Source organism: Streptococcus suis (assembly GCF_029616525.1).
GTDB classification, from domain to species: Bacteria; Bacillota; Bacilli; order Lactobacillales; family Streptococcaceae; genus Streptococcus; species Streptococcus suis_AF.
In genome coordinates this window covers 1-25,570 of sequence record NZ_JANFME010000016.1, presented here as the reverse complement: position 1 = coordinate 25,570, position 25,570 = coordinate 1, and the positions used below count along the sequence as shown (strand labels likewise).

At 44.0% G+C, this 25,570-nt stretch carries 25 protein-coding genes; 23 read left to right on the top strand and 2 right to left on the bottom strand.

Going from position 1 to position 25,570, the window contains the following annotated elements:
- The first annotated feature begins 136 nt into the window (after positions 1–136).
- From NOL38_RS07360 to gltX, 10 genes are all read left to right on the top strand, one after another.
- On the top strand, positions 137–1,141 hold the full coding sequence (locus tag NOL38_RS07360; protein WP_277941813.1) for a virulence RhuM family protein: 1,005 nt from the start codon (positions 137–139) through the stop codon (positions 1,139–1,141).
- Between the two features lie 235 nt (positions 1,142–1,376).
- A complete protein-coding gene (locus tag NOL38_RS07355; RefSeq protein WP_277941812.1) occupies positions 1,377–2,522 on the top strand; it encodes a tyrosine-type recombinase/integrase in 1,146 nt (381 codons plus the stop codon).
- A gap of 98 nt (positions 2,523–2,620) precedes the next feature.
- Positions 2,621–3,064 (top strand): dUTP diphosphatase, encoded by a 444-nt coding sequence (locus NOL38_RS07350; RefSeq protein WP_024388517.1) that lies wholly within the window; start codon positions 2,621–2,623, stop codon positions 3,062–3,064.
- Between the two features lie 6 nt (positions 3,065–3,070).
- Positions 3,071–4,438: a DNA repair protein RadA gene (gene radA, locus NOL38_RS07345; RefSeq protein WP_277941811.1), complete on the top strand. Its 1,368-nt coding sequence runs from the start codon at positions 3,071–3,073 to the stop codon at positions 4,436–4,438.
- A 133-nt stretch (positions 4,439–4,571) separates the two neighbouring features.
- Positions 4,572–5,066, top strand: coding sequence for a beta-class carbonic anhydrase (locus NOL38_RS07340; protein WP_044774569.1), 495 nt, complete (start codon positions 4,572–4,574; stop codon positions 5,064–5,066).
- A 207-nt stretch (positions 5,067–5,273) separates the two neighbouring features.
- Positions 5,274–6,032 carry a TIGR00266 family protein gene (locus NOL38_RS07335; RefSeq protein ID WP_024386084.1) on the top strand — a complete coding sequence of 253 codons (759 nt, stop codon included), beginning with the start codon at positions 5,274–5,276 and terminating at the stop codon, positions 6,030–6,032.
- A gap of 177 nt (positions 6,033–6,209) precedes the next feature.
- A complete protein-coding gene (locus tag NOL38_RS07330; RefSeq protein ID WP_024395765.1) occupies positions 6,210–6,656 on the top strand; it encodes a LytTR family DNA-binding domain-containing protein in 447 nt (148 codons plus the stop codon).
- A 4-nt stretch (positions 6,657–6,660) separates the two neighbouring features.
- Positions 6,661–7,326 carry a hypothetical protein gene (locus tag NOL38_RS07325; RefSeq protein WP_105184269.1) on the top strand — a complete coding sequence of 222 codons (666 nt, stop codon included), beginning with the start codon at positions 6,661–6,663 and terminating at the stop codon, positions 7,324–7,326.
- Between the two features lie 91 nt (positions 7,327–7,417).
- Positions 7,418–8,698, top strand: a complete 1,281-nt coding sequence (locus NOL38_RS07320) for an MFS transporter (protein ID WP_277941810.1) — start codon at positions 7,418–7,420, stop codon at positions 8,696–8,698.
- Positions 8,699–8,979: 281 nt separating this feature from the next.
- Positions 8,980–10,434, top strand: a complete 1,455-nt coding sequence (gene gltX, locus NOL38_RS07315; protein WP_277941809.1) for a glutamate--tRNA ligase — start codon at positions 8,980–8,982, stop codon at positions 10,432–10,434.
- Positions 10,435–10,467: 33 nt separating this feature from the next.
- On the opposite strand, the gene NOL38_RS07310 is transcribed toward gltX, so the two are convergent.
- Positions 10,468–10,968 carry an NUDIX hydrolase gene (locus NOL38_RS07310; protein WP_277941808.1) on the bottom strand — a complete coding sequence of 167 codons (501 nt, stop codon included), beginning with the start codon at positions 10,966–10,968 and terminating at the stop codon, positions 10,468–10,470.
- A gap of 120 nt (positions 10,969–11,088) precedes the next feature.
- Between NOL38_RS07310 and NOL38_RS07305 the strand changes: the two genes are divergently transcribed.
- From NOL38_RS07305 to rpmH, 7 genes are all read left to right on the top strand, one after another.
- A complete protein-coding gene (locus tag NOL38_RS07305) occupies positions 11,089–11,964 on the top strand; it encodes a VOC family protein (protein ID WP_277941807.1) in 876 nt (291 codons plus the stop codon).
- 160 nt (positions 11,965–12,124) lie between these two features.
- Complete coding sequence (locus NOL38_RS07300) at positions 12,125–13,318, top strand: argininosuccinate synthase (protein ID WP_277941806.1); 1,194 nt, start codon at positions 12,125–12,127, stop codon at positions 13,316–13,318.
- Between the two features lie 13 nt (positions 13,319–13,331).
- Complete coding sequence (argH, locus tag NOL38_RS07295; RefSeq protein WP_277941805.1) at positions 13,332–14,726, top strand: argininosuccinate lyase; 1,395 nt, start codon at positions 13,332–13,334, stop codon at positions 14,724–14,726.
- A 70-nt stretch (positions 14,727–14,796) separates the two neighbouring features.
- Entirely contained in the window at positions 14,797–15,156 is a 360-nt protein-coding gene (gene rnpA / locus NOL38_RS07290) for a ribonuclease P protein component (protein ID WP_277941804.1), read from the top strand.
- Positions 15,140–15,952, top strand: a complete 813-nt coding sequence (locus tag NOL38_RS07285; protein ID WP_277941803.1) for a YidC/Oxa1 family membrane protein insertase — start codon at positions 15,140–15,142, stop codon at positions 15,950–15,952. The genes rnpA and NOL38_RS07285 overlap by 17 nt, the downstream gene beginning before the upstream one ends.
- A gap of 19 nt (positions 15,953–15,971) precedes the next feature.
- Positions 15,972–16,967 (top strand): RNA-binding cell elongation regulator Jag/EloR, encoded by a 996-nt coding sequence (gene jag, locus NOL38_RS07280; RefSeq protein ID WP_013730624.1) that lies wholly within the window; start codon positions 15,972–15,974, stop codon positions 16,965–16,967.
- 167 nt (positions 16,968–17,134) lie between these two features.
- Positions 17,135–17,272, top strand: coding sequence for a 50S ribosomal protein L34 (gene rpmH, locus NOL38_RS07275; RefSeq protein WP_002939016.1), 138 nt, complete (start codon positions 17,135–17,137; stop codon positions 17,270–17,272).
- A gap of 49 nt (positions 17,273–17,321) precedes the next feature.
- Here rpmH and NOL38_RS07270 read toward each other — a convergent pair whose 3' ends face one another.
- Positions 17,322–18,140 carry a Cof-type HAD-IIB family hydrolase gene (locus NOL38_RS07270; RefSeq protein ID WP_277941802.1) on the bottom strand — a complete coding sequence of 273 codons (819 nt, stop codon included), beginning with the start codon at positions 18,138–18,140 and terminating at the stop codon, positions 17,322–17,324.
- 106 nt (positions 18,141–18,246) lie between these two features.
- Here NOL38_RS07270 and NOL38_RS07265 point away from each other — a divergent pair, with 106 nt between their 5' ends.
- The 6 genes from NOL38_RS07265 (at position 18,247) to NOL38_RS07240 (ending at position 25,460) form a co-directional block, all read left to right on the top strand.
- Complete coding sequence (locus NOL38_RS07265) at positions 18,247–19,029, top strand: TatD family hydrolase (RefSeq protein WP_277941801.1); 783 nt, start codon at positions 18,247–18,249, stop codon at positions 19,027–19,029.
- Positions 19,013–19,582, top strand: coding sequence for a ribonuclease M5 (gene rnmV, locus NOL38_RS07260; RefSeq protein ID WP_277941800.1), 570 nt, complete (start codon positions 19,013–19,015; stop codon positions 19,580–19,582). The genes NOL38_RS07265 and rnmV overlap by 17 nt, the downstream gene beginning before the upstream one ends.
- 190 nt (positions 19,583–19,772) lie before the next feature.
- Complete coding sequence (locus NOL38_RS07255; protein WP_277941799.1) at positions 19,773–20,156, top strand: hypothetical protein; 384 nt, start codon at positions 19,773–19,775, stop codon at positions 20,154–20,156.
- Positions 20,157–20,197: 41 nt separating this feature from the next.
- Positions 20,198–21,070, top strand: a complete 873-nt coding sequence (rsmA, locus tag NOL38_RS07250) for a 16S rRNA (adenine(1518)-N(6)/adenine(1519)-N(6))-dimethyltransferase RsmA (RefSeq protein WP_277941798.1) — start codon at positions 20,198–20,200, stop codon at positions 21,068–21,070.
- Between the two features lie 202 nt (positions 21,071–21,272).
- Positions 21,273–23,003 (top strand): putative glycosyltransferase family protein, encoded by a 1,731-nt coding sequence (locus NOL38_RS07245; protein ID WP_277941797.1) that lies wholly within the window; start codon positions 21,273–21,275, stop codon positions 23,001–23,003.
- Positions 23,004–23,015: 12 nt separating this feature from the next.
- Complete coding sequence (locus NOL38_RS07240) at positions 23,016–25,460, top strand: LTA synthase family protein (protein WP_277941796.1); 2,445 nt, start codon at positions 23,016–23,018, stop codon at positions 25,458–25,460.
- The last annotated feature ends 110 nt before the right edge of the window (positions 25,461–25,570 follow it).

The window sequence follows — 25,570 nt, the reverse complement described above, 5'->3', positions numbered from 1 at the left end:
TTAGGTTTTGTTAGGTTTGATATTTTAGCAACCTCAATAAACCTCAACTTCTATATTAGTTGTATGTTAGCATTTGTTAGCATTCGGCGCGTGTTGAACTCAACTACTAAATTTTATTATCTTAGAAAGGAAGACGATGAACGAATTACAATTTTTAATTTATACGGCTGACAATGATCAAGAGACGGCTAGTGTCATCATTCGTGGGGAAACTATCTGGGCTAGTCAGAAGGAAATGGCTCGCCTGTTTGATGTTTCTATTTCTTCAATTTCAAGACACTTAAAAAATATCTTTGAAGAGGGGGAACTAGAGGAAAAAGTGGTTGTTGCAAAAATTGCAAATACCACTCAACACGGTGCAATGGCTGATAAAACTCAAACAAAAGAAGTCAGTTACTACAACCTAGACGCCATTATATCGGTGGGCTACCGTGTCAACTCACAAAAGGCTACCAAGTTTAGACAATGGGCTACTTCTGTCCTACGTGAGTACATGATAAAAGGCTTTGCCATGGATGATGACCGCCTAAAACAAGGGGAAAATCTCCTAGAAAAAGACTACTTCCGTGAACTGCTTGAGCGTGTGCGGTCAATCCGCGCCAGTGAACGACGAATTTGGTTACAAATCACAGATATTTTTGCTGAAATATCTATAGACTATGACCCTAAAAGCACCCTAACAAAGAAGTTCTATGCTGATGTCCAGAATAAATTCCACTATGCTATCACTGGCCAAACTGCTGCGGAAATTATCTATACAAAAGCAGACCATACAAAAAAAAATATGGGGCTGGCAACATGGAAAAACTCCCCAGACGGGCGTATTCTGCAAGCAGATACCTTGGTAGCCAAGAACTATCTAACCGCTGATGAAATCCGTTCTCTTGAAAGAGGTGTTTCAAGTTACTTTGATTACTTAGAAAGACAGATTGAACAACGAAAAGCCCAAACCATGGCGCAACTCGCTGAAAGCATTGACCGCTTTTTGACTTTCCAAGAATACGATATTTTACAAGGACACGGGAAAATCTCAACACAATCCGCCAAAGATAAAGCAAAAGCAGAGTATAAACTGTTTAACAAGACGCAAAAAATAAATTCTGACTTTGAAAAATCACTAAAGAGACTGACAGATAAATAAAGATTTTTTATCTTTTCTGGTTTCTGGTGCGTGCTATCGGCCTATAATCTTTATATCCCGAAAACGCTCTAAAATCGTCTGTATTCGCATTCTACTCTTGACTGGTATATTTACCCTACCAAACAAAAAGAAACGAAGATAGGGCTATTCTCGTGAGCCTACGCATGATGTAAACCTAAAACATTCTAAAATCTTTTTAATAACAGCTTGCCTGCTGATGGAAAGGTTTATGATCATGAAAATTATTGAAGTAACAAAAAAAGACGGTAGCATTGTTTACCGTGCAAGTGTCTATCTTGGGGTAGATGCCATTACAGGCAAGAAAGTAAAAACCAGCGTAACAGGTAGGACTAAAACAGAAGTCAAGCAGAAAGCAAAGCACGCGCCTATTGAGTTTGCCCAAAATGGTTCAACGGTAAAAAAGGAAGTAGAAGTAAAAACCTATCAAGAATTGGCTGAACTGTGGTTAGAAAGTTATAAGCTGACGGTAAAGGCTCAGACTTTTGTAGTAACCAAAAGGCAACTATATAACCACCTTATTCCAATATTTGGAGGAATGAAACTAGATAAGATAGTACCAGCCACTATTCAGCAGTTTGTTAATGGCCTGGCTCCTGAGTTGGTAAATTTTAAAGTTATTCATTCAATCAATAATAGAATTTTACAACATGGGGTACTGTTGCAAGTTCTGGCCACAAATCCAGCTCGTGATGTTATCTTACCTAAAAAGCAGAAAAAGGGTCGTGAGACGGTCAAGTTTATTGAACCTGAACACTTAAAACTATTTCTTGATCATGCTGAACAATTAGCAAGTACCAACTTTAGCAAGTATTACCAATATGTTATTTTTAAGTTATTACTGGCCACTGGTTGTCGTATTGGTGAATTGTCTGCCCTGGAGTGGTCTGATATTGACCTAGAAGCCGGCACAATATCAATCAGTAAAACCTATAGTATGGAACTGCATATAATCGGGACAACAAAGACAAAGGCGGGTACTCGTATCATCAGCATAGACAAAAAAACAGCTCTCTTACTGAAACAATATCGAAACCGCCAACGCTTGATGTTTCTTGAGGTCGGCGCGTGCGCTCCCTCTGTTGTCTTTGCTACAACGGTTAGGGAATACCTCCCACGGATTTCACTGCAAGAAATTATAAACCGTCGGTGTAAGGCCTTGGGTATTCCTCGTTTTACTTGTCACGCATTCCGCCATACTCACGCTAGTTTACTGTTGAACGCTGGTATCAGTTACAAAGAATTACAATATAGGCTTGGTCATTCCAATATTGCCATGACTTTAGATATTTACGGGCATCTATCCAAAGACAAGGAAAAAGAGTCCGTTACATATTACGAAAAAGCCATGAATAACCTTTAGGGTGAACAAAAAGGTGAACAAATTGAAATACCAACTAATTACAAGGTGCTAGAAACCTTATTAAATCAACGTTTTGAAAGGATGAAAGAAAAAATATTATGAAAATCCGTGGATTCGAACTGGTCAGCCAGTTTACAGATGAAAATTTATTGCCAAAACGTGAGACCGCTCACGCAGCAGGTTACGACCTAAAGGCTGCGGAGAGGGTCAGCTTGGAGCCAGGTGAGATTAAGCTGGTTCCGACTGGTGTTAAGGCCTATATGCAGGCCAACGAGGTCCTCTACCTCTACGACCGTTCGTCCAACCCTCGCAAGAAGGGCTTGGTCCTGATTAACTCGGTTGGGGTTATCGACGGCGACTACTATGGCAATCCAGCCAATGAAGGCCACATCTTTGCCCAAATGCGAAACATCACCGAGGAAACTGTCGTGGTGGAAGCTGGTGAGCGAATTGTGCAGGCTGTTTTTGCTCCCTTCCTCTTGGCTGACGGCGACCAGGCCGACGGAGTTCGGACAGGTGGATTTGGCTCGACAGGGAAATAGGAGGAAATGACCATCGCTAAGAAAAAAACAACCTTTGTCTGTCAATCCTGCGAGTACCACTCGCCCAAGTATCTGGGTCGTTGCCCCAACTGTGGCTCCTGGTCTTCCTTTATCGAGGAAGTGGAAGTCGCTGAAGTTAAGAACGAGCGGGTCAGCCTGACAGGTGAGAAAACCCGACCTATGAAGCTCAATGAAGTGTCGTCCATTCAAGTGGCTCGAACCAAGACCAATATGGAGGAGTTTAACCGCGTCCTCGGCGGTGGAGTGGTGCCGGGTAGTCTAGTTCTCATTGGAGGCGATCCAGGGATTGGCAAGTCCACCTTGCTCCTGCAAGTATCCACTCAGCTGTCCACCATTGGTACCGTCCTCTATGTATCGGGGGAAGAGTCTGCCCAGCAGATTAAGCTCCGTGCCGAGCGTTTGGGCGACATTGACAGCGAGTTCTATCTCTATGCGGAGACCAATATGCAGAGCATTCGGACCGAGATTGAGAAAATCAAGCCAAATTTCCTGATTATCGATTCAATCCAGACCATCATGAGTCCTGACATCTCCAGCGTGCAAGGATCTGTCAGTCAGGTCCGTGAAGTGACCAATGAGCTTATGCAGATTGCCAAGACCAACAACATCGCAACCTTTATCGTCGGCCACATGACCAAGGAAGGTACTCTGGCTGGACCTCGGACCTTGGAGCATATGGTGGACACCGTTCTTTATTTTGAGGGCGAGCGGCAGCACACCTTCCGTATCTTGCGGGCGGTCAAAAACCGCTTTGGCTCTACCAATGAAATCGGCATTTTTGAAATGCAGTCGCAGGGCTTGGTCGAAGTTCTCAATCCAAGTGAGGTCTTTCTGGAAGAGCGTCTGGACGGAGCGACTGGCTCTGCTATTGTCGTGACCATGGAGGGCACCCGCCCTATCCTTGCCGAAGTGCAGGCCCTGGTAACGCCGACCATGTTTGGCAATGCCAAGCGGACCACGACTGGCTTGGATTTCAACCGTGCCAGTTTGATTATGGCGGTTTTGGAAAAACGGGCAGGCCTGCTCCTCCAAAACCAAGATGCCTACCTCAAGTCAGCAGGCGGTGTCAAACTGGATGAGCCAGCTATTGACCTAGCGGTCGCAGTTGCCCTTGCCTCCAGTTACAAGGACAAGCCAACCAACCCACAAGAGTGCTTCATTGGCGAGATTGGCCTGACAGGGGAAATCCGCCGCGTCAATCGGATTGAACAACGGATTAACGAAGCCGCCAAATTGGGCTTTACAAAGGTCTATGCCCCCAAAAATTCCCTGACAGGTATCAAGGTGCCCAAGGAAATCACGGTTATCGGCGTGACCACCATTGGCGAAGTCCTACAGAAAGTATTCAACTGATAAAATCATTCGGGAGTGACAGCTAGTCGCTCCTCTTTTTGCGACAAATAGTTGGGAATATGATAAGCTAGGTCTAACCTATTTCTGAAAATTTCAGAAATTCTCAGAAATTCTCATCAGACAAGGAGGTCCTATGTCTTATTTTCAAAACTTTATGAAGGCCAACAAGGCCTATGTTGACCTGCATGGTGATTACCATTTGCCTCTTCGTCCAAAGACCAAGGTGGCTATCGTGACCTGTATGGACTCACGGCTTCACGTGGCGCAGGCCTTGGGCTTGGCTTTGGGTGATGCTCATATCCTGCGGAATGCAGGTGGGCGCGTGACAGAAGACATGATTCGCTCGCTAGTCATTTCCCAGCAGCAGCTCGGTACGCGGGAAATCGTGGTGCTCCACCATACAGATTGCGGTGCCCAGACCTTTACCAATGAGGACTTTGCGGTCCAACTCAAGCGAGATTTGGGAGTAGATGTGACGGGGCAGGACTTTCTTCCTTTTACAGACATTGAAGAAAGCGTGCGGGAAGATATTGCTCTCTTGAAACAATCTCCGCTCATACCTGACGACGTTGAAATTTCTGGTGCGGTTTATGATGTGGATACGGGTCGTATGACAGAAGTTATATAGGAATGCTCAGGAAGTTCGGTTTTTCCTGTAAATTTTATCTGAATGACCGAGAAATCCTTGACAAGTTTTTTTGAATGAGATAAAATTGTATTATCACAACAGAACAAACAAAGAGATAAATGATACTTGGTTTATTTTAGCTTGTTCTTGGTTTATTATGGCTATCCTGTGGTTAACAGGACCTTTCGTAAAAAATAGGAGTCAACTATGTCAGACAATCGGATGAAATATACTATCGATAGTAATATGCAGTTTCCTTTGGTGGAAATCGCCTTGGAAGCTGGTGAATCAGCTTATATTCAACAGGGGAGCATGGTCTACCATACGCCGAGTGTGACCTTGAATACCAAGCTCAATGCGCGTGGTGGTTCAGGTTTTGGTAAATTGATGGGGGCCATCGGTCGGTCAATGGTATCAGGCGAATCTATGTTTATCACGCAAGCCATTTCCAATAGTGACGATGGAAAAATTGCCCTTGCGCCTTCAACGCCAGGTCAGGTTATTGCCTTGGAACTTGGTGCAGAGCAATATCGACTAAATGATGGTGCCTTCCTTGCCCTTGACGGTTCTGCCCAGTATAAAATGGAACGCCAGAGTGTTGGGAAAGCTTTCTTTGGTGGTCAGGGTGGACTCTTCGTGATGACTACAGAGGGGCATGGCACACTTTTGGCGAATGCGTTTGGTTCTATTAAGAAGCTAACTTTGGATGGTGGAAGTATCACCATTGACAATGCTCATGTGGTTGCTTGGAGTCGTGATTTGGACTACAATATCCATATGGAAAATGGTTTCCTCCAATCTATCGGTACTGGGGAAGGAATTGTTAATACCTTCTCTGGTTATGGGGAAATTTACGTTCAAAGCTTGAATATTGAAACCTTTGCCCAAGTGATCGGCAATCATATTGTCGGTGCAGGTGGTGATGGCGGTGGTGGAAGCACATCATTGCTGGATGCGATTTTTTAAGAAGAAAAACTCTGCAATTTTCAAAATTATATAATAAAAATAAAGTCCCTCGCGTAATGCAAGGGACTTTTCTTAGTTTATTTTTACCACTTACTAGCACATTTTTACCACTTACTGAAATGCCCTTGTAATTGGATGTCGAACTGGTATAATAGAGCTATCAAAAAGGAGGGAGCTATGAAAGTTAGGATTGAATTTGATGACAGCTTAGATCAGGTTGAAGTTGTTATCCGAACCAGTCAGCTGGTACCAGAGATTGAACAGATTCAGCAAGCTTTGCAACAAGTTAGTCGTCCCTCGCTTGTTTTTTACAAGGGGAGCAGCGAGTATTTTCTTTCATTGGGTGACATACTTTTCTTTGAAACGGACGGAACCAAGATTTTTGCTCATACAGGCGATGATGCCTACGAGGTTAAGATGAAACTCTATGAACTTGAGGAGCATTTGCCCATCTACTTTTGTAGGGTAGCTAAGTCAACCATTGTCAATAGCAAGTTAGTCTATTCGCTAAATAAGTCCTTCTCGGGCACCAGTCGGATTTCCTTCTATAAGACTCACAAGGAAGTCCACGTGTCGCGGCATTATTATCATTTATTAAAAGAAAAGTTACAGGAAATGAGGTAGGAAGATGAAAAGAAATGGTTTGGGGATAGCTTTACTGATTTTGGCAGGATTGGTCTTGTTTCAAGACTACTTGCCAGCTGTGAAATTTCCTCTTTGGAAATTGGCACTGGTAGTCGGTTGGAGTTATCTTTTTTTAAAAGCAATGATAAAAAAACAGCTAGTTACAAGCTTTGTCTGGGGAACCTTGGTCTTTATTGTGCTAAACAGTCATTTTGATTGGTTGGAAATTGATACCTGGACCTTGATTTTGGGTGCGATACTGGCTTGTACAGGGGTAAAGTTGTTGATAAAACCTAGGAGGAGCAAGAATATGGTCGATACAAAAAGTTTTGTCACAGGGGTGATTGGCGACAAGGGGCGTGATACAGCTTTTGGTTCCTCGACTCGTTATATCCATGAGGAGAATTTTATTCATGATAGTGTGGATGTAGCCTTTGGATCTAGTACGGTCTATTTTGATCAGGCGGTGATTCTGGGTGATAAGGCAGATTTTCATATCGATGCAGCCTTCTCAAATATCACACTCTATCTGCCTGCTGACTGGCAAGCGGTTGTAGAGTTGGATAGCGCCATGTCAACAACTAACAACTACGCATCTGAGCCAAAAGAAAAGGTTCTCCTGGTGACGGGTGATATGGCATTTTCTACATTAAATATTTACTCTATGTAAAAGAATAATCGCAGAGGAAAGTCTATCCAGGCTCCTCTGCAAGATAAAATATCTGAATATTCTGGAAATTGCTCAAAAGAAAGGGATTATCATGAAAAAGATTTTGAAAAATGCTACCTACCTATGGGTACTGACTGCGGATATGTTGTCTAATTTTGGCGATGTGGTCTATTATCTGGCCCTGATGAACTATGTTTTACTGGTGCCCAACAGCCGTCTGGCTCTGGCAATCGTGACCTTCTCGGAAATCTTCCCTAGCTTTATGGGGCTCTTTACAGGCTATCTGGCAGACAAGACGGTCAACAAAATCGGCACCATCAAGCTGACCCTCCTATTCCGTGTCCTTCTCTACCTCATCCTCGGCTTCTGCATGGGCTTTGAGCCAGCCCTCTGGATTGTCGTAGTGGCAGCTAGCTTCAATGTCTTTGCAGACTTCGCTGGCTTTTATGAAAACGGCCTCTATACACCTCTGGGATTACGCGTAGCGCCCAAGGAAGAGCGGGAGCAGTACTCGGCCTTTCGCCAGACCGTGACCAGCCTCCTCAACATCGCCTTTCAGGCCCTCTCTGCCCTCTTGGTCGCCCTCCTCTCCTACCAAAACCTGGCCTTTCTCAACGCCGGCACCTTTTTAGCCTCCCTCCTCATCATGCAGCTGCTGACGCCAACCTTTCGCAAACTCCTGACGGAGCAGCCTTTGAAAATGGCAGAGCAGCCGAGCCAGACTGAGCAAAAAACCAAGAGACCAGGCATTCTAGCTTCCTTCAAGCAAGCCATCGTGGAGCTGCGCAAGATACCCGAGTTCGGCCTGGTCTTGATTACCAACCCTCTTATCAACGCCTGCGGAGCCATCCTTTATCCTATTCTGGTCCTCTTGATTAGCGAAGACCCAGATCTCGTCTTCCTCAATGTTGAAACAACCCTTGCCCTGACCATTCTGATTTTCTTTGTTGGCAATATCTTGGGTTCGACCTTGGTATTTACCCTCTTCAAAAAGACCAGCATGGTGACGCTTGAAGTGGCAGCCACTTTCTCTCTACTTGGCGTGTTTGTCGGAATGTTGCTACATCAACTGCCAATTATTTTCTTCTTCCTTACTACAATGGGAATTAGTTCTGGAGCTAGTGGACCTAAGTTTAATGCTAAGTTTGTCAATTCTATGCCAGAGGAGCAGTTGGCGACCATTGGCGGAGCGGTATCAACCTATTTTATGCTAGGTCAAGCCTTTACTCGACTGTTGGTATCAGGTCTGGTCTTGGTGCTAACAGTCGATCAGATTAGCGGTCTTTTCCTAACAGCTACTGGAATCTTAGTCCTCTATGTCTTCTACTGGTTGGCACGCAACCAAAAAACACCTCAAAATCAGTCTCTCTAGGCTGATTTTTCTGTTTTCTTATGCATATCTATGCTATAATGTTCTTGATTGCTACTCTTCGAAAATCAAATTCAGGCGTCGTTGACTTGACTTGATGAGTGACAAGCTCCAGTGGAGCTTGTCGGCCTGCTACCCGAAAACAAAAAAGTAGCGGGTTCATCTACCTCTTAGTTGATGCGAACTTCGTTCGCTCTATTTCCAACCTTCAACTATCTCCCTAATAGTTGAAGCTAGTCTGAATTCGATTTTCATTGAGTATGAAAAATTTACAGGAGAGAAACATGACTAAACCAATTCGCGTGCGTTACGCACCAAGTCCAACGGGACTTTTACATATCGGAAATGCTCGTACAGCATTGTTTAACTATCTTTTTGCTCGTCATCACGGCGGTACTTTCCTTATTCGTATCGAAGACACAGACCGCAAGCGACATGTGGAAGACGGAGAGCGTTCTCAGCTGGAAAACCTGCGTTGGTTGGGCATTGACTGGGATGAAAGCCCAGAAACTCATGAGCAATACCGCCAGTCTGAGCGTTTGGACATTTACCAGAAGTATGTGGATGAGCTCTTGGCTTCAGGCAAGGCCTACAAGTCTTATGTGACCGAAGAAGAATTGGCGGCGGAGCGTGAGCGTCAGGAGGCTGCAGGCGAAACACCTCGCTACATCAACGAATACCTTGGCATGTCTGAGGATGAAAAAACAGCCTATATCGCAGAGCGTGAGGCGGCTGGCATTGTCCCAACGGTCCGCTTGGCTGTCAACGAAGCTGGTATCTACAAGTGGAACGACATGGTTAAGGGTGAGATCGAGTTTGAAGGTGGCAACATCGGTGGTGACTGGGTTATCCAAAAACGCGACGGATACCCAACCTACAACTTTGCCGTGGTTATTGACGATCATTTGATGGAAATCTCGCACGTTATCCGCGGAGACGATCACATTGCCAATACACCTAAGCAATTGATGGTCTATGAAGCACTTGGTTGGGAAGCGCCAGAATTTGGTCACATGACTTTGATTATCAACTCTGAGACTGGTAAAAAGCTGTCCAAACGTGATACTAACACCCTTCAGTTTATCGAAGATTACCGGCGTAAAGGTTACATGCCTGAAGCTGTTTTCAACTTTATCGGTCTTTTGGGTTGGAACCCTGGTGGTGAGGAGGAAATCTTCTCCCGTGAGCAATTTATCCAACTCTTCGATGAAAATCGTCTCAGCAAGTCACCAGCTGCCTTTGATCAGAAGAAAATGGACTGGATGAGCAATGAGTACATCAAAAAAGCTGATTTGGAGACCATTTTCAACCTTGCTAAACCATTCTTGGAAGAGGCTGGTCGTTTGACAGACAAGGCGGAGAAATTGGTAGAGCTCTACAAGCCACAGATGTCATCTGCGGATGAAATCGTTGGTTTGACAGACCTCTTCTTCTCAGATTTCCCAGAATTGACTGCGGAAGAAAAAGAAGTGATGGCAGGTGAGACTGTTCCGACTGTCCTCAATGCTCTTAAGGAAAAATTGGAAGCTATGACGGACGAAGATTTCCAACCAGATAACATCTTCCCGCAAATCAAGGCTGTTCAAAAAGAAACAGGCATCAAGGGCAAAAACCTCTTCATGCCAATCCGTATCGCCGTTTCAGGCGAAATGCACGGACCAGAGTTGCCAAATACCATCTACCTGCTCGGCCGTGAAAAATCTATCCAGCATATCGATAATATGTTGAAGAGTTTGTAAAAACGATCCCCGCTGTCCTGTGATAGCGGGGATTTAGCTTTCCAAAAACAAGCTCTCTACATATACCTTCTGCCTTGGAATGACTAGCTCTGTTTCCAGGAAATCTTTCAGTTTTTCCTGTGGGACCCAGATGTAGTTGCTGGTTTCATCGGCTTGGAGTTGGATGGTCGATTTGTCCCAATTGGTTTCGGCCCAGTAGCAGTGGAAAATGCACTGGTCGTCATGGGCGACAAAGTGTGTATGGTGGCGGAGTTGGTCAGTTGTCAGCTCAATACCAGTCTCTTCGCGGACTTCGCGCAAAATGGCCTGCTCTGCTATTTCCCCAAACAAAGCCGAACCTCCTGCTGTCGCTTCATAGTAGTCAGGGTAGGAGGGCTTGGTGCTGTCGCGTTTCATGAAGAGGGTGCTGCCGTCGTGGTGGCGGATGATGCACTCGATGACCAGGTGGTAGAGGCCGTCGGGAATGGATTCTCCGCGTGTGAGGGTGTGGTCGGTCAGTTGGCCGTCGGCTGTGTAGGCGTTCCAGATTTCCATTTCATTCTCCTGTCAATTTTGTAGTTATTCAGTATAGCACATCTGTAAGTGTAAGGCAACATGTTTTGTTTTTGTACGGACAAGTGTTATACTGGGGCTACTAACTCAAAGGAGAAATCAATGCAAACCATTATCCCACATCTCTGGTATGATACAGAGGCAAAAGAAGCGGTGGCTTTCTATGTAGAACTCTTCGGAGGCAAGATTGACTGGACCTACACGATTACGGATACGCCTTCGGGTGATTCGGATTTGATTCAGTTTCAACTGGGCGATATGACCTTGGCGGCTATTAGTGCGGGTCCGTACTTTAAGCTCAATGAGTCCATGTCCCTCATGGTCAATGTAGCTAGCAAGGATGAAGTGACACGTTTGTACCAAGCCTTGTCAGAAGGCGGTCGTATTCTCATGCCTTTGGGAGAATATCCTTTCAGCCCTTACTATGTCTGGTTGGAAGACCGCTTTGGTCTGTCTTGGCAACTGTCTTTTGCACCGGACTTGGACAAGCCTTATCAGTTTGACATCTGCCTGCTCTTCTCGCAGGAACAGGTTGGTTTGGCCCAGCCTATGTTGGACTACTACAAGGACAAGCTCCCTCAGGCTAGTGTCGGTCAACTTTCCTACTACGGCGAAGGTGAGGCTGCGGTGGCGGCTGCCAAGTTGAATTATGCGGAGCTTTTTATCGGAGACCAAAAAATTATCGCTATGGACCACGGCTACGGAGGCGAAGCTTCATTCAACGAAGCCTTCTCGCTCATGGTCTATGTAGACAGTCAGGAAGAAGCGGAGAGCTGGTATGAAAAAGTGTCTGCTGTGCCAGAAGCGGAGATTTGCGGTTGGGCCAAGGACCAGTTCGGGATTTCTTGGCAGATCGTGCCGCGTATTTTGATGGAGGCATACGATACGGCTAGCCCAGAAACCGTCAAGGCTGTTAATGATGCCGTTCTGCAAATGCGTCGTCTGGATTTTGACCAGATTAAAGAGATTTTATCCTAAAAAGCTGACTTCGGTCAGTTTTTTCTTTTGCTCATTTTCAAAGAAAGTTGAAAATATACAAAAAATTTTACAAAATCTGTATATTTATGTTGCAAAAAGTATAAATATACACTATAATAGTCACTAAATTTTATAAAAATAAAAAGAAATGAGATTGCTTATGACAAAAGAAAAATTGATTTTAGCCTATTCTGGTGGCCTAGACACTTCTGTTGCGATTGCTTGGTTGAAAAAAGATTATGATGTGATTGCGGTGTGTATGGATGTGGGTGAAGGAAAGGATTTGGATTTTATTCATGATAAGGCCTTATCAATCGGTGCTATTGAGTCCCATGTATTGGATGTAAAAGAAGAATTCGCCCAAGAATATGTCCTACCAGCCCTACAAGCCCATGCCTACTATGAGCAAAAATATCCGCTGGTATCGGCTCTCAGCCGTCCCTTGATTTCTAAAAAGTTGGTGGAAATGGCTCATAAGACAGGAGCAACCACTATTGCCCACGGCTGTACTGGTAAGGGAAATGACCAGGTGCGATTTGAGGTAGCCATTGCAGCCCTAGATCCAAGCTTGAAAGTCGTGGCTCCTGTCCGTGAATGGAAGTGGGCGCGTGAAGAAGAAATCATCTTCGCCAAGGAAAATGGGGTACCAGTCCCAGCTGACCTGGATAGTCCTTACTCAGTCGACCAAAACCTCTGGGGTCGTGCCAATGAGTGTGGTGTCTTGGAAAATCCATGGAACGAAGCGCCAGAAGATGCTTTTGGCATCACTACTTCTCCAGAAAATGCACCAGATACTCCTGAGTATGTCGATATTGAGTTTAAAGCAGGTATTCCTGTTGCTGTAAATGGTGAAAAGTTAAGTCTTGCTAATCTCATTCAAAGACTCAATGTCATTGCTGGTAAACATGGTGTGGGTCGGATTGACCACGTGGAAAATCGTTTGGTCGGAATCAAGTCACGTGAAATTTATGAGTGTCCAGGTGCTATTACCCTTCTGACAGCCCACAAGGAAATTGAAGATTTGACCCTGGTACGGGAAGTATCGCATTTCAAACCGATTGTTTCAAATGAACTCTCTAACTTGATTTACAATGGTTTGTGGTTCAACCCTGCGACAGATGCCTTGAAGGCCTACCTTGCTCAGACCCAGGCAGTTGTTAATGGCACCGCAAAAGTGAAATTGTATAAGGGGTCAGCCAAAGTGGTTGCTCGGAAATCTCCAAATTCACTTTATGACGAAGATTTGGCAACCTATACCAGTGCAGATACCTTTGATCAAGATGCAGCAGTCGGTTTCATCAAGCTTTGGGGATTACCAACCAAGGTCAATGCGGAAATTCATAAAAAAGACTAGAAAGTAGGAGTGTATGGAAGCAAAGAAATTATGGGGCGGTCGCTTTGAAGCCAGTCTTGAGGAATGGGTTGAAGAATTCGGAGCCTCCATTCGCTTTGACCAAAAATTGGCCAAGTATGATATTCAAGGCTCACTGGCCCATGTCAAGATGCTCGGAGCCACAGGGATTATCAATCAGGAAGAAGCTCAGGTCATTCAAGCTGGTCTGGAAGAATTGCTAGAGGAGTATGAGGCTGGCAAGCTGGTCTTTGATATTCGAAATGAAGACATTCACATGAATATTGAAAGTCTATTGACGGAGAAAATAGGCTCAGTGGCCGGCAAACTCCACACAGCCCGTTCTCGTAACGACCAAGTGGCTACGGATATGCACCTTTATCTGAGGAATACCCTCTTTCAAGTTGTAGACAAATTGACCAACCTACGTCAGATTTTGGTAGACCTTGCACAGGAGCATGTGGAAACAATCATGCCCGGCTATACCCACTTGCAACATGCCCAGCCCATTAGTTTTGCTCAGCACTTGTTAGCCTATTACAACATGTTCAGCCGAGACAGTGAGCGCTTTGCATTCAACATGCAGCATACAAATGTATCCCCACTTGGTGCGGCGGCCTTGGCAGGGACGACCTTTCCGATTGACCGTCAGATGACGTCGGATTTAATGGGATTTGCCAAACCCTATAGTAATTCTCTCGATGCGGTGTCTGACCGTGATTTTATCCTGGAATTTCTGTCAAATGCCAGTATCCTCATGATGCACATGTCGCGTTTGTGTGAAGAAATTATTAACTGGTGTTCGCATGAATACCAATTTGTCACCCTATCCGATACCTTTTCAACAGGTTCTTCCATCATGCCTCAGAAGAAAAATCCAGATATGGCTGAGCTGATTCGGGGGAAAACAGGTAGAGTTTATGGGAACTTAGTTGGTCTACTGACTGTCATGAAATCCCTGCCTCTAACCTATAATAAGGACTTGCAGGAAGACAAGGAAGGCATGTTTGATAGTGCGGAAACGATTTTGATTTCGATTGATATTTTGGCGGGTATGTTGCAATCGATGACGGTCCATAAGGAAAGGATGGCTCAATCAACAGAGAAGGATTTTTCAAATGCAACTGAATTAGCGGATTACTTGGCTAGTAAAGGTTTGCCCTTCCGCCAAGCGCATGAGATTGTTGGAAAACTGGTTTTGGAATGTAGCAAGGCAGGCTATTATTTACAGGATGTTCCTTTGGAACGTTTTCAAGAGCTGTCGCCTGTCATTGGACCGGATATTTATACAGCTTTAGAATCTGAAACAGCAGTTTCGCGCAGAAATTCGCTAGGTGGAACTGGATTTGAATCCATTCGTTGGCAAATTCAGCAAGCAAAAGCACAAATAATCGCTTCAAAAGGCCTCTAAACGGTATGTTTATTGGCTTTTTTGAATTTTATGGTATAATAGAGGTAATTTTGAAAGATGGAGTGACGGTTTGAAGAAAAGCTATCGTGTCAAGCGTGAACGAGATTTTAATGACATTTTTACAAAAGGGAAAAATGTAGCCAATCGGAAGTTTGTTGTCTATCGATTGCCGAAAGAGCAGCATCACTTCCGGGTAGGTCTTTCTGTCAGTAAAAAATTGGGAAACGCAGTGATGCGAAATAAGATTAAGCGCAGGATTCGTCACATCTTAATTGAATGCCAACATCAACTGGTAGCAGATGACTTTGTTATCATTGCTCGAAAAGGTGTAGAGGAATTGTCCTATCAAGAAATGAAGCAAAACCTCATCCATGTTTTGAAACTAGCTAAACTATACCAGGAAGGTGTTGTGATTGAAAAAGAAAGTTAAATGGGTAGGTCTACTGGTAGCATCTCTAATTGTTTTAACAGCCTGCGGAACAGGGCCAGTGACCAGTCAATCTACAGATGCGTGGGATAGATTAATTTACTGGTTTGCCAGCATTATTCAGTTCCTATCTATCAACGGTCAAATTGGAATCGGTATTATACTTTTTACCATTTTAATTCGAACCCTTCTGTTGCCTTTGTTCCAAATACAGATGAATTCCTCACGGAAGATGCAGGAGCTTCAACCTCAGCTGAAAAAGTTGCAAGCGGAGTATCCAGGAACGGATATGGAAAGTCGCCAGCAGCTCTATGAAGCAACGCAAGCTCTCTACAAAGAGAATGGCGTCAGCATGAGAGCATCCATGATTCCGCTCTTTATTCAAATGCCAATCCTTTTAGCCCTCTTTCAAGCTCTGACACGTGTTGAAGCCTTGAAAGTAGGTCACTTCCTTTGGTTAAATCTTGGGGAGCCGGATCCGCTCTTTATTTTGCCGATTCTAGCTGCAGTGTTTACATTCCTCAGCTCATGGTTGACCAATAAATCAGCAATTGAGAAGAATATGGCTATGACAATTATGACCTATGTCATGCCCGTGATGATCTTTTTCTTTGCTGTGGCAGCTGCTAGTGGGGTGGCTTTGTATTGGACAGTGTCAAATGCTTATCAGGTTGCTCAAACCTTGGTGTTCAATAATCCGTTTAAAATAATAGCAGAGCGTCAAGCGAAAATTGATGCGGAAAAAGAGCGTCAGGCAAAAATTCGACGGGCACAGAAAAAAGCACAGAAAAAGAAATAGGAAAACTAGGAGAGAGAAGATGAAATTTACAGGAGCAAGTGTTGAAGAGGCCATCCAGAATGGCTTGGTAGAGCTAAATATTCCTCGAAAAAAAGCACATATTACTGTGGTTGCGCGTGAGAAAAAGGGTTTCCTTGGTTTCGGTAAAAAGCCAGCGATTGTGGATATTGATGTCATCAATGAAACAACGGTTGTTAAGGCTAATCAGAAAGCAGTTCGTGGCGTTCCAAGTGAAATTAATGACCTCAATGAACCAGTAAAAAGTGTTTCAGAGGCTACGATTGACCTAGGAAAAGTTGTTGCAGCGGTGAAAGAATTTGAAAAGTCTGGTCAAACGCTTGATGATGATATTAAAGCGCAGATCTTGAAAAATGAAAAAGAAGCGACAACGATTTTGGAAGAAACAGGTCGGATTGAAATTCTTTCAGAGGATTTACTAACTACTACAGATGCAACAACATCTGCTAAGGAAGACGTAAATCAAGAAGTCGTCTCAGAAAATCAAGCAGATAATTTTGCTGATTTAGATATTAAGATAGAGCCCCAGTATGATATTGAACAAGTTGTTTCGGAAGTGACAGCTTATGTACAAGAAATTCTGGATGATATGGATGTTGAGGCGCGTATTGATACAAGTCATAATCGCCGTACAATCAATATTCAAGTGGATACCAATGAACCAGGTCGTGTTATCGGTTATCACGGAAAAGTCTTGAAAGCCTTGCAACTTTTGGCGCAGAACTTCTTATACAACCGTTATGAGCGTAATTTCTATATCACAATCAATGTGAATGATTATGTAGAACACCGCGCAGAGGTTCTTCAAGGCTACGCACAAAAATTGGCAGAACGTGTTTTGGCAGAGCAGGAAGCCTACCATACAGATCCGATGTCAAGTAGCGAACGTAAAATTATCCACCGCATTATCTCTAAAATGGATGGTTTGACAAGCTATTCAGAAGGTAGCGAGCCAAACCGCTATGTCGTTGTAGATATTGAAGGAAATCATGATTAAAAAGAGGCTAGTCCTCTTTTTTCAATGATTTTCTGATTCTTTCCTAAAAGTATGGCAGAATAGCTTGACAAACGAACAGAATTTATATAAAATAGTTTGGTATGTTTAGTAACTGATCAAAACTAGCCGGCTAAACGAATACAAGAATCTAAGAGGAGGTATTCATCGTGAAACGTACTTTTCAACCAAGTAAAATCCGTCGCGCACGTAAACATGGTTTCCGTAGCCGTATGGCAACTAAAAACGGCCGTCGCGTGTTAGCAGCTCGTCGCCGTAAGGGACGTAAAGTTCTTACAGTAGCATAAGAATACAACTAAAACCAGCAGAAACTCGAGTCTGCTGGTTTTTTCGTCGTTACTTCACATTGAGAAGATGCTTTTCGATAGCCTTGGCCAAGCCAGATTCATTATGGCTGTCTGTGATATCATCTGCGAACTTTAGTAGGGATGGACTTGCATTTTTCATGGCAATGCCAAGCCCTGCCCATTGGAGCATTTGGATATCATTGTCCCCATCTCCAACTGCCATGACTTCCTCTGGAGTTATACCGAGCTTCTCTGTTAGTCTAGCCAAGGCACTAGCCTTACTAACTCCTTTTGGAAGGACTTCAAAAGCGTAGTCTAAACTACGGACAGGTTGGAAGTTTTCTGCTAGTTGGTTACCGTAAGCTAGTTGCAGTTGATCCAGTTCCTCAGCCTCTCCCATAAAAATCGGCACAAGAACAGGGATGTTCAAGGAGCGAAAATTCTCCAAGTCTGTATGGTAAAGGATAGAAGATTCGATGATAGCATCATTTTTTGTAGCTGTATTGAGCTCCTTACCTAGTGCATAATTAGCGTGAGGTGTAAACAGGACTAGGTTAAGACCAGGGAATTCTTCTAGAAATTTCGCTAATTGTTCAACATGAGCTAGAGGTGTCGACTGATAAGACAGGATTGACCAGTCATCAGTCGAAAGGGTCAGACAGCCGTTGTTGCCAATGGCATAGGGGGAATGTGGCAACTGTAATTGGTCAAAGTAGGGTTGAATGCCTGATAAGGGTCGACCAGTACACAGTACCACCATTATTCCAGCATCAGTGGCTTGACGTAAGGCTTGCTGGTTGCGAGGGGAAATCTCTTTCTTATCGTCCAAGAGAGTTCCATCCATATCAATAGCGAGTAGTTTAATCATTATTTATTCTCCTTTTCAGATTATTGTAGCATATTCTCTACAGAACTGTCTTGAAAGCTAGAGGTCTAAAGTATGGTATAATAAGTAGAAAAGAAAGAGAAGTAAGATGATAGAAATTTTTGATACCCATACCCACCTCAACGTCGAGCAGTTTGACGGTCGGGTCCAAGAAGAATTAGATTTTGCTAAGGAGATGGGGGTCACCCTCCACAACGTCGTTGGTTTTGACCGAGCTACCATTGACAAGGCTATGGAGCTTGCTGACCAGCACCCTGAAATTTATCTGACACTGGGCTGGCATCCGACAGAGGCTGGCACCTATGACGAGGAAGTAGAAAGCTACTTGCTTGAGGCACTCAAACATCCTAAGGTCATTGCCTTGGGCGAGATTGGACTGGATTACTACTGGATGACAGCGGACAAGGAAACCCAGGCTCGTGTTTTCAAGCGACAGATGGAGCTGGCCAAGCAGTTGGATTTGCCCTTTGTGGTTCATACTCGCGATGCTTTGGAAGATACTTACCAGATCATCAAGGAAGTCGGCGTTGGTCCGCGCGGAGGTATCATGCATTCCTTCTCTGGCACTCTGGAGGAGGCTCAGGCCTTCATGGACCTGGGCATGCACATCTCCTTCTCGGGAGTGGTGACCTTCAAAAAAGCCGTTGAACTTCAGGAAGCGGCGCAAGCATTGCCCCTAGAAAAAATCCTGGTCGAGACGGATGCACCCTACCTGGCCCCAGTTCCCAAGCGTGGTCGGGAAAATCGCACCGGCTACACCCGATATGTGGTGGATATGCTGGCCCAGCTTCGCAACCAGTCGGTCGAAGAAGTGGCGAAAGCGACCTACGAGAATGCAAGGAGTTTGTTCAGAATTGACTCAGAAAATTAAGATACAAGAAGTCCTCGTTGTCGAGGGCAAGGACGATACGGCAAACTTGAAGCGGTTTTACGAGGTGGATACCTACGAAACCAGAGGCTCTGCCATATCAGACGATGACTTAGAACGCATCGAGAAACTCCATAACCTGCGTGGCGTCATTGTCTTTACCGACCCAGACTACAATGGCGAGCGGATTCGAAAGATCATTATGCAGGCCATTCCCACGGTCAAACACGCTTTTTTACAGCGGGACGAGGCTCGGCCCCAGTCCAAGACAAAAGGGCGGTCCTTGGGCATTGAGCACGCCAGCTTTGAAGACTTGGAAAAGGCCCTAGCGGGCGTTCGTGGCTACTATGATGATGAACATAACTTTGACATCAGCAAGTCAGACCTGATGCGCCTTGGCTTGCTTATGGGTGGCGACAGCCGCAAGCGGAGGGAGTATCTGGGAGAAAAGCTCCGTATCGGCTACTGCAATGGTAAACAGTTACTGAAACGGTTGGAATTGTTTGGGATTGGTCTGGCGGAAGTTGAGGAAGTGATGGGGAGCTATCATGGATAGGGTCTACGCTGTTAAGTGCTTGGTTAAAAACGAGTTTGAACCTTCTTATGAAAATTATTCATCTTATGAAGAAGTGACCTACTTGCTGCCGGCTGATATCCTTGTTTGGGAGGATGAGAGTTTACATGATTGTAAGTTTCAAAATTGATAGTATGGGATTGATAAATGGTTAAATTTAGGGAGGTTATGGATGCAACATCATCAAGTTACTGCTAATGTTTTTTCTGTAAAGGTAATAACTAGGCATAGTTATTTGCCGAAAAGAGAGGGATTGGACTTTTTCCGAGAAGCTGTCTTCTTGTTTAATACATTTGATTTATTTGGTCATTCCGATACAATTGATTACGATACGGTTTACGAGTATATTAGCAATTATATACAGAGATTTGAAATAGATAGGAACGATAAAGATATTTCTGTTAAAATGATATACATGTCAGGAATTCAATCAGTAGATGAAATGTTGCGAATAGAGAGTCCTATTGTTCAGGTACATTATCAAAATTATTATTTGAAGAGAGACATAACCAATGAAGATTTTATTGAAATGTATCTTTTTCATGATGAATTATAATGTGAGAAATTGATATCAAATATTGTTAGAGAGAAAAATAAATGAGAATCGCAGACAAAAACGTTACTCGTGCCGTCCTTGAACGCCACGGGTTTACCTTTAAGAAATCCTTCGGTCAGAACTTTTTGACCGATACCAATATTTTACAGAAGATTGTGGACACGGCAGAGATTGATCAAAATGTCAATGTCATCGAGATTGGTCCTGGAATCGGAGCCTTGACCGAGTTTTTGGCGGAGAGTGCTGCTGAGGTCATGGCCTTTGAGATTGACGACCGCCTGATTCCGATTTTGGCAGACACCTTGGGTCGCTTTGACAATGTGACTGTGGTCAACCAAGACATCCTCAAGACCGACCTGCAGACCCAGATTCAGAATTTCAAGAATCCTGACCTGCCTATCAAGGTCGTGGCCAATCTGCCTTACTACATCACTACTCCCATCCTCATGCACCTGATTGAGAGCAAGATTCCTTTCAGCGAGTTCGTGGTCATGATGCAGCGGGAGGTGGCCGACCGCATTTCTGCCGAGCCAAACACCAAGGCTTACGGCAGTCTGTCCATTGCAGTCCAGTACTACATGACTGCCAAGGTGGCCTTTATCGTGCCTCGCACCGTCTTTGTACCCGCTCCAAACGTGGACTCCGCCATTCTTAAAATGGTTCGCCGCGAGCAACCCTTGGTGAGTGTCAAGGACGAGGATTTCTTCTTCCGGGTGTCCAAGGCCAGCTTTGTTCACCGCCGCAAGACCCTGTGGAACAACCTGACCAACCATTTTGGTAAGTCCGACGAGGTCAAGGACAAGCTGACGCAGGCACTTGGCATAGCAGAGCTGGAAGCCAGTGTCCGTGGAGAAGCACTTTCTATGGCTGACTTCGCACGTTTGTCTGATAGCCTCCAAGAAGTTGGTTTATAAGTAGGTATTGATTGTGGAGGAATCCGCAATCAATATTTATTTTAATGGAAAATTGTTTTCCTGTTTGCCTTGTTCGTTGACAGTGGGTGGAAAGCTTGCTATACTGAAATGTGACTAACTTTTGAAAAATATTGTCTGCAAATTGGCAGAATATTTACAAAAACAAGAGAGGGTTTCCCTCTTTTTTTATGAAGGTATCTATATGTTAAAAACTATGCTGAAAAAGCATCCCCATTTAGTAGCCCTAGGCCTATTTGTGGGCTTTTCTTTATTATTATTGGTTCCTCACTTGCTAACTAAGGGCATGGTGACAGGCGCGGACTTGATTTTCCACTACAATCGTTTCTATGATGCGGCTATGCAGATGAAGGAGGGGAATTTCTCCTATATTATCAGTTTGTATGGCTATCAGCAGTCAGGACGGATTGTTAATGCTCTCTACGGGCCTTATTTTGCCTATCTACAGGGAGCTTTGGTACTCTTGAGTGGGACCTGGTTCCGCTATCAGATTTTGTCCAATCTTCTTTTGGGAACTCTGAGTGCGACCTCCCTCTATTTCCTCATGCGTGAGGTCAAGGTCAAATATGCTCATTCCATCCTCTTGTCCCTCTTCTTTGTAACGACCTACTCAATCCAGTATTGGTGGGCAACTCAAGGATTTACCAGCTGGGGAGTGGCCCTCTTTCCACTTTGTTTGATTCCTGCGGTTCGTTTCCTACAGACTAAAAAAGTACCGATATTCCTCATGGCAGGAGCGGTAGGGCTCATGTTGCAGGTTCATATGCTATCGACCTTGTTCTTGGTCATTGCCTATGGTGTTCTCTTCCTTATTGGTTGGTGGAAATCAGACCAAAAAATGAAGATTATTGGGCAAGTAGCTCTATCGGTAGGAATTTTCTTGCTTCTGACCATCAATATCTGGTTGCCACTGGTTTATATCAACGCGACCAACACTTTGGTGCCACCATTTGTTAACCAGAAATTTGTTCAAAATACTGTCACATGGCTAAAAACCGCCTTTCTCTACTATCCATATCCATTGCCAATTTTCTTTGGGACCTATCTCTATTTTGTAGTGAAAAATTGGAAGAAACAATCGCTGGTTCTGGCTGGTCTTGCTCTTACCTACGCAGTATTTTTAATCTTGTCGACCAACCTCTTCCCTTGGCAATTAGTAGCTGGCAAGGGGATCGACTTAGTTGAGTTGATCCAATTTCCTTTCCGTTTCTTCCTATATGCCAATGCCTTGTTGTTAGGAGTGGTAGGTCTACAAGTATCTGGCTTGTCAGAAAAAATGCAGAAAATATTTTCTGGTTTGACTGTTATATCTTTGTTTGTTTCGGTTGGTTTCCTCTGGAATGAAAGTTATAAGGAAATCAATGGGCATTATTACAGTGATACTTTCCTGCAAAAACGAATTCATACGACCTTGTACGGGACGACGGAAGAGTTACAGGCTTCATTTCATTCTAAAGACTTGGGTGAATTTATCCGCATTGCTCAGAAATCCACGCCTGACTATGTGCCAGATTTTTCAGAAAAGACTGGACATCTGACCAATGAAGAGTCGGATAATACCTATTTTACCTATCGTGACCAAGTGATTTTACAAAATCAAGAATTTGCTAAAGAAGTTGATGGAAATCAGCTGGTGGTGACTTGGACGGCGTCAGAAGCAGAAGAAACTGCGGTACCAGTTATTGTTTACCAAGATAGTCAGCTTATTTTGAATGATACCGTTTTAGATAGAGAAGATATGATGCTTTCCGATATCGGTGTGCCAACGGTTACCAGCAAAAAAGGGCAGAATACCCTTGTCCTATCCTACAAACAACAATGGTGGTTACTCCCTGTTATCGCCATTAGCTTGACTGGATGGCTAGTCTGGTCGATGTACTACATCTTTATTTACAGAAAATCAAATCTTTCCTAAGAGAGAAATGTTATGAAACAAATCAATCCCAAGGCAAGCAAGCAATTTATTCTGGTTATGATTATGACCGTTTTGCTGGCGATGGGTCGGGCTCTATTGCTAAGTGGAGTATCTTTCCCGCTCTGGTTTATTCCTCTGCCCTTGCTTGCCTATTCTATTTTTACGTTTTATGTATTGGTCTTGCTTGATACATACGAGAAGTTTGTAAAGACTAAAACCTTTGCCAAGTATGTCGGCTATTTTCTAGGTTTTCTATATCTTGTCAACCTGGTCTATCGGCTCAATGCCAAGAAGTATCAACCCTGGAATATTTTCCGTAATAATCTCTTTCAGTTTGAACTTCTATTGATGTTGCTTCTTCCAGTATTGTTGGCATTTTTGTGGCGGAAGAAGACGGGGATTCGAGAAAAATTAAGCCAGTGGTCAGCCAATCACTTGGTACCAGATGGCTATCTGTTCTTGACCAGCTTGCTTTCTCTCAGTCCTCTCGCCATATCATACTGGAAAGATAGTCATTATGAGAGTTTGGTTGAGAAAGGTTCTTACATAGAGTTTTTCAGTCAGACACCCTTGTTTGCACCTATTCATTTTATAGGGACCTACATTTTTCTTCGCTATCTTCATAAGGCATTTGTAGAGTTTAAGGCCAATCGAACCAATGTCCACAGCATGCTCTTTATCAGTTTGGCACTGGCTATGTTGTCGCATATTGGTTATCAGGCTTCTATGGCTGGCGGAACGGGTTCTTATTTCACACGTCATCTCTTTCCAGGGGCTATTGTCTTCCAGATTGCCTGCCTCTTTTTCCTCAATGTCATCATTAGCCTAGTTATCAACCGTCAAATCTTATCTGTTGCCGTGATTGCTAGTCTAAACGTCATTTTGGTTACGGCCAATTTTCTCAAATTCCGCTACCGTTCGGAGCCATTGACCCCCAATGATTTCAAATGGGTCGGGAACTTGGGGATGATTCTCAGCTTTATCAGTCTACGTGTTGTCTTGGTATCGCTCGTCTTTATAGTCCTCCTTGTGTTTATCTACCGACGTATTCACAAGAAGTACTTCCAAGGAAGGATTGTCGCTTCTATCTGGAAAAGGCTGGCAGGAGTTTCAGTCATCGTATCCCTAATTTTAGGGATGGGTTGGGCTATTCGCAATGAAAAAGACCATAAGATTGCTGGCTGGATTCCTATTCTTTCTCAGGTCAATAACTGGCGGAACGTAGACTGGAAGGGCTATGCTTTTGTGGCTCGTTATCGCACTCTTTCATTCCTCTGGTTGCAGCAACTCAGCAAGACCAGTATGGAAATGCCTGAGAATTACTCTGAGAAGACCATGAAGGCTATTGTGAAGAAGTATACCGCTCTGGCTGAGGAAATCAATGCAGAACGGACAGGTCAATTGACTGACCAGACGGTTATCTACATTCTTAGTGAGAGTTTGGCTGACCCGCGTCGGATTCCCGGTGTAACCCTTAGTCAAAATGTCCTTCCAAATATTGAGTACATCATGAGCCAGACTACCAGTGGCTTGATGAAGAGTGACCACTATGGTGGTGGTACGGCTAATATCGAATTTCAGGTCTATAGTGGTCTGCCCTTCTACAATTACAGCTCATCCATTTCTTCAGTCTATCTGGATGTGGCGCCAAATATGAAGAAGTTGCCAAGTATCAGTGACCTCTATCCAGCAGATAATCGTATTGCCATCCATCCTTACTACGATACCAGTTACAACCGAAATTCTATCTATAAGCAGCTGGGAATTGAGCAATTCTACACTCTCAATAGTGCCAAGTATCCTCTTACTGTGACGGCTGAGGATTATCAGGGGAATTTTGTCAGTGACAAGAAGACCTATGACTTGATTTTGGATCAGGTACGTTCTGCCGATACCAGCTTTGTGTCGGCTATTACCATGCAGAACCATGTTCAGTGGAATTCTCTAGAGCCTGCAGGTATAACAGCATCGGGTGAGGGCTTCACGGCTGAGGAAAATGAAAATTTGACCAGCTATGTTCGCCTCCTATCCTTTACGGATCAGGCAACAAGGGATTTTCTAGACCAGCTTAAGACCTTGAATAAGAAAGTGACAGTTGTTTTTTACGGGGACCACCTACCAGGTTTGTATCCAGAGTCTGCTTTCGTGACGGACCCAAGTGCGCAGTACAAGACAGATTATTTCGTGTGGAGTAATTTTGAAACAGAAGACTACCATTATGATTTGGTCAATTCTAGCGACATGAATGCACTGATGTTGGAGACGACCAATAACAAGGTCAGTCCTTACTATGCCCTCTTGACAGAAGTGCTTCATAAGGACCGAGTAGGACAGGCTGAGCGGGATGCGAAAGTTGCAGCAGAACTCAAACTGGTCCAATATGACCTATCTACAGGAAAAGGCTACCTTTTGAAATACAAAGATTTTTTCAAAGTAGCGACTGAAACGACAGAATAAAAATAGGCTCTTTGTCAACTGTAGTGGGTAGATGAAAAGCTAACACCTAGAGATGACGAACTTCGTTCTCTCTTTCTTTATGTTCAAAGCAATCAAAATCCGTTTTTTAA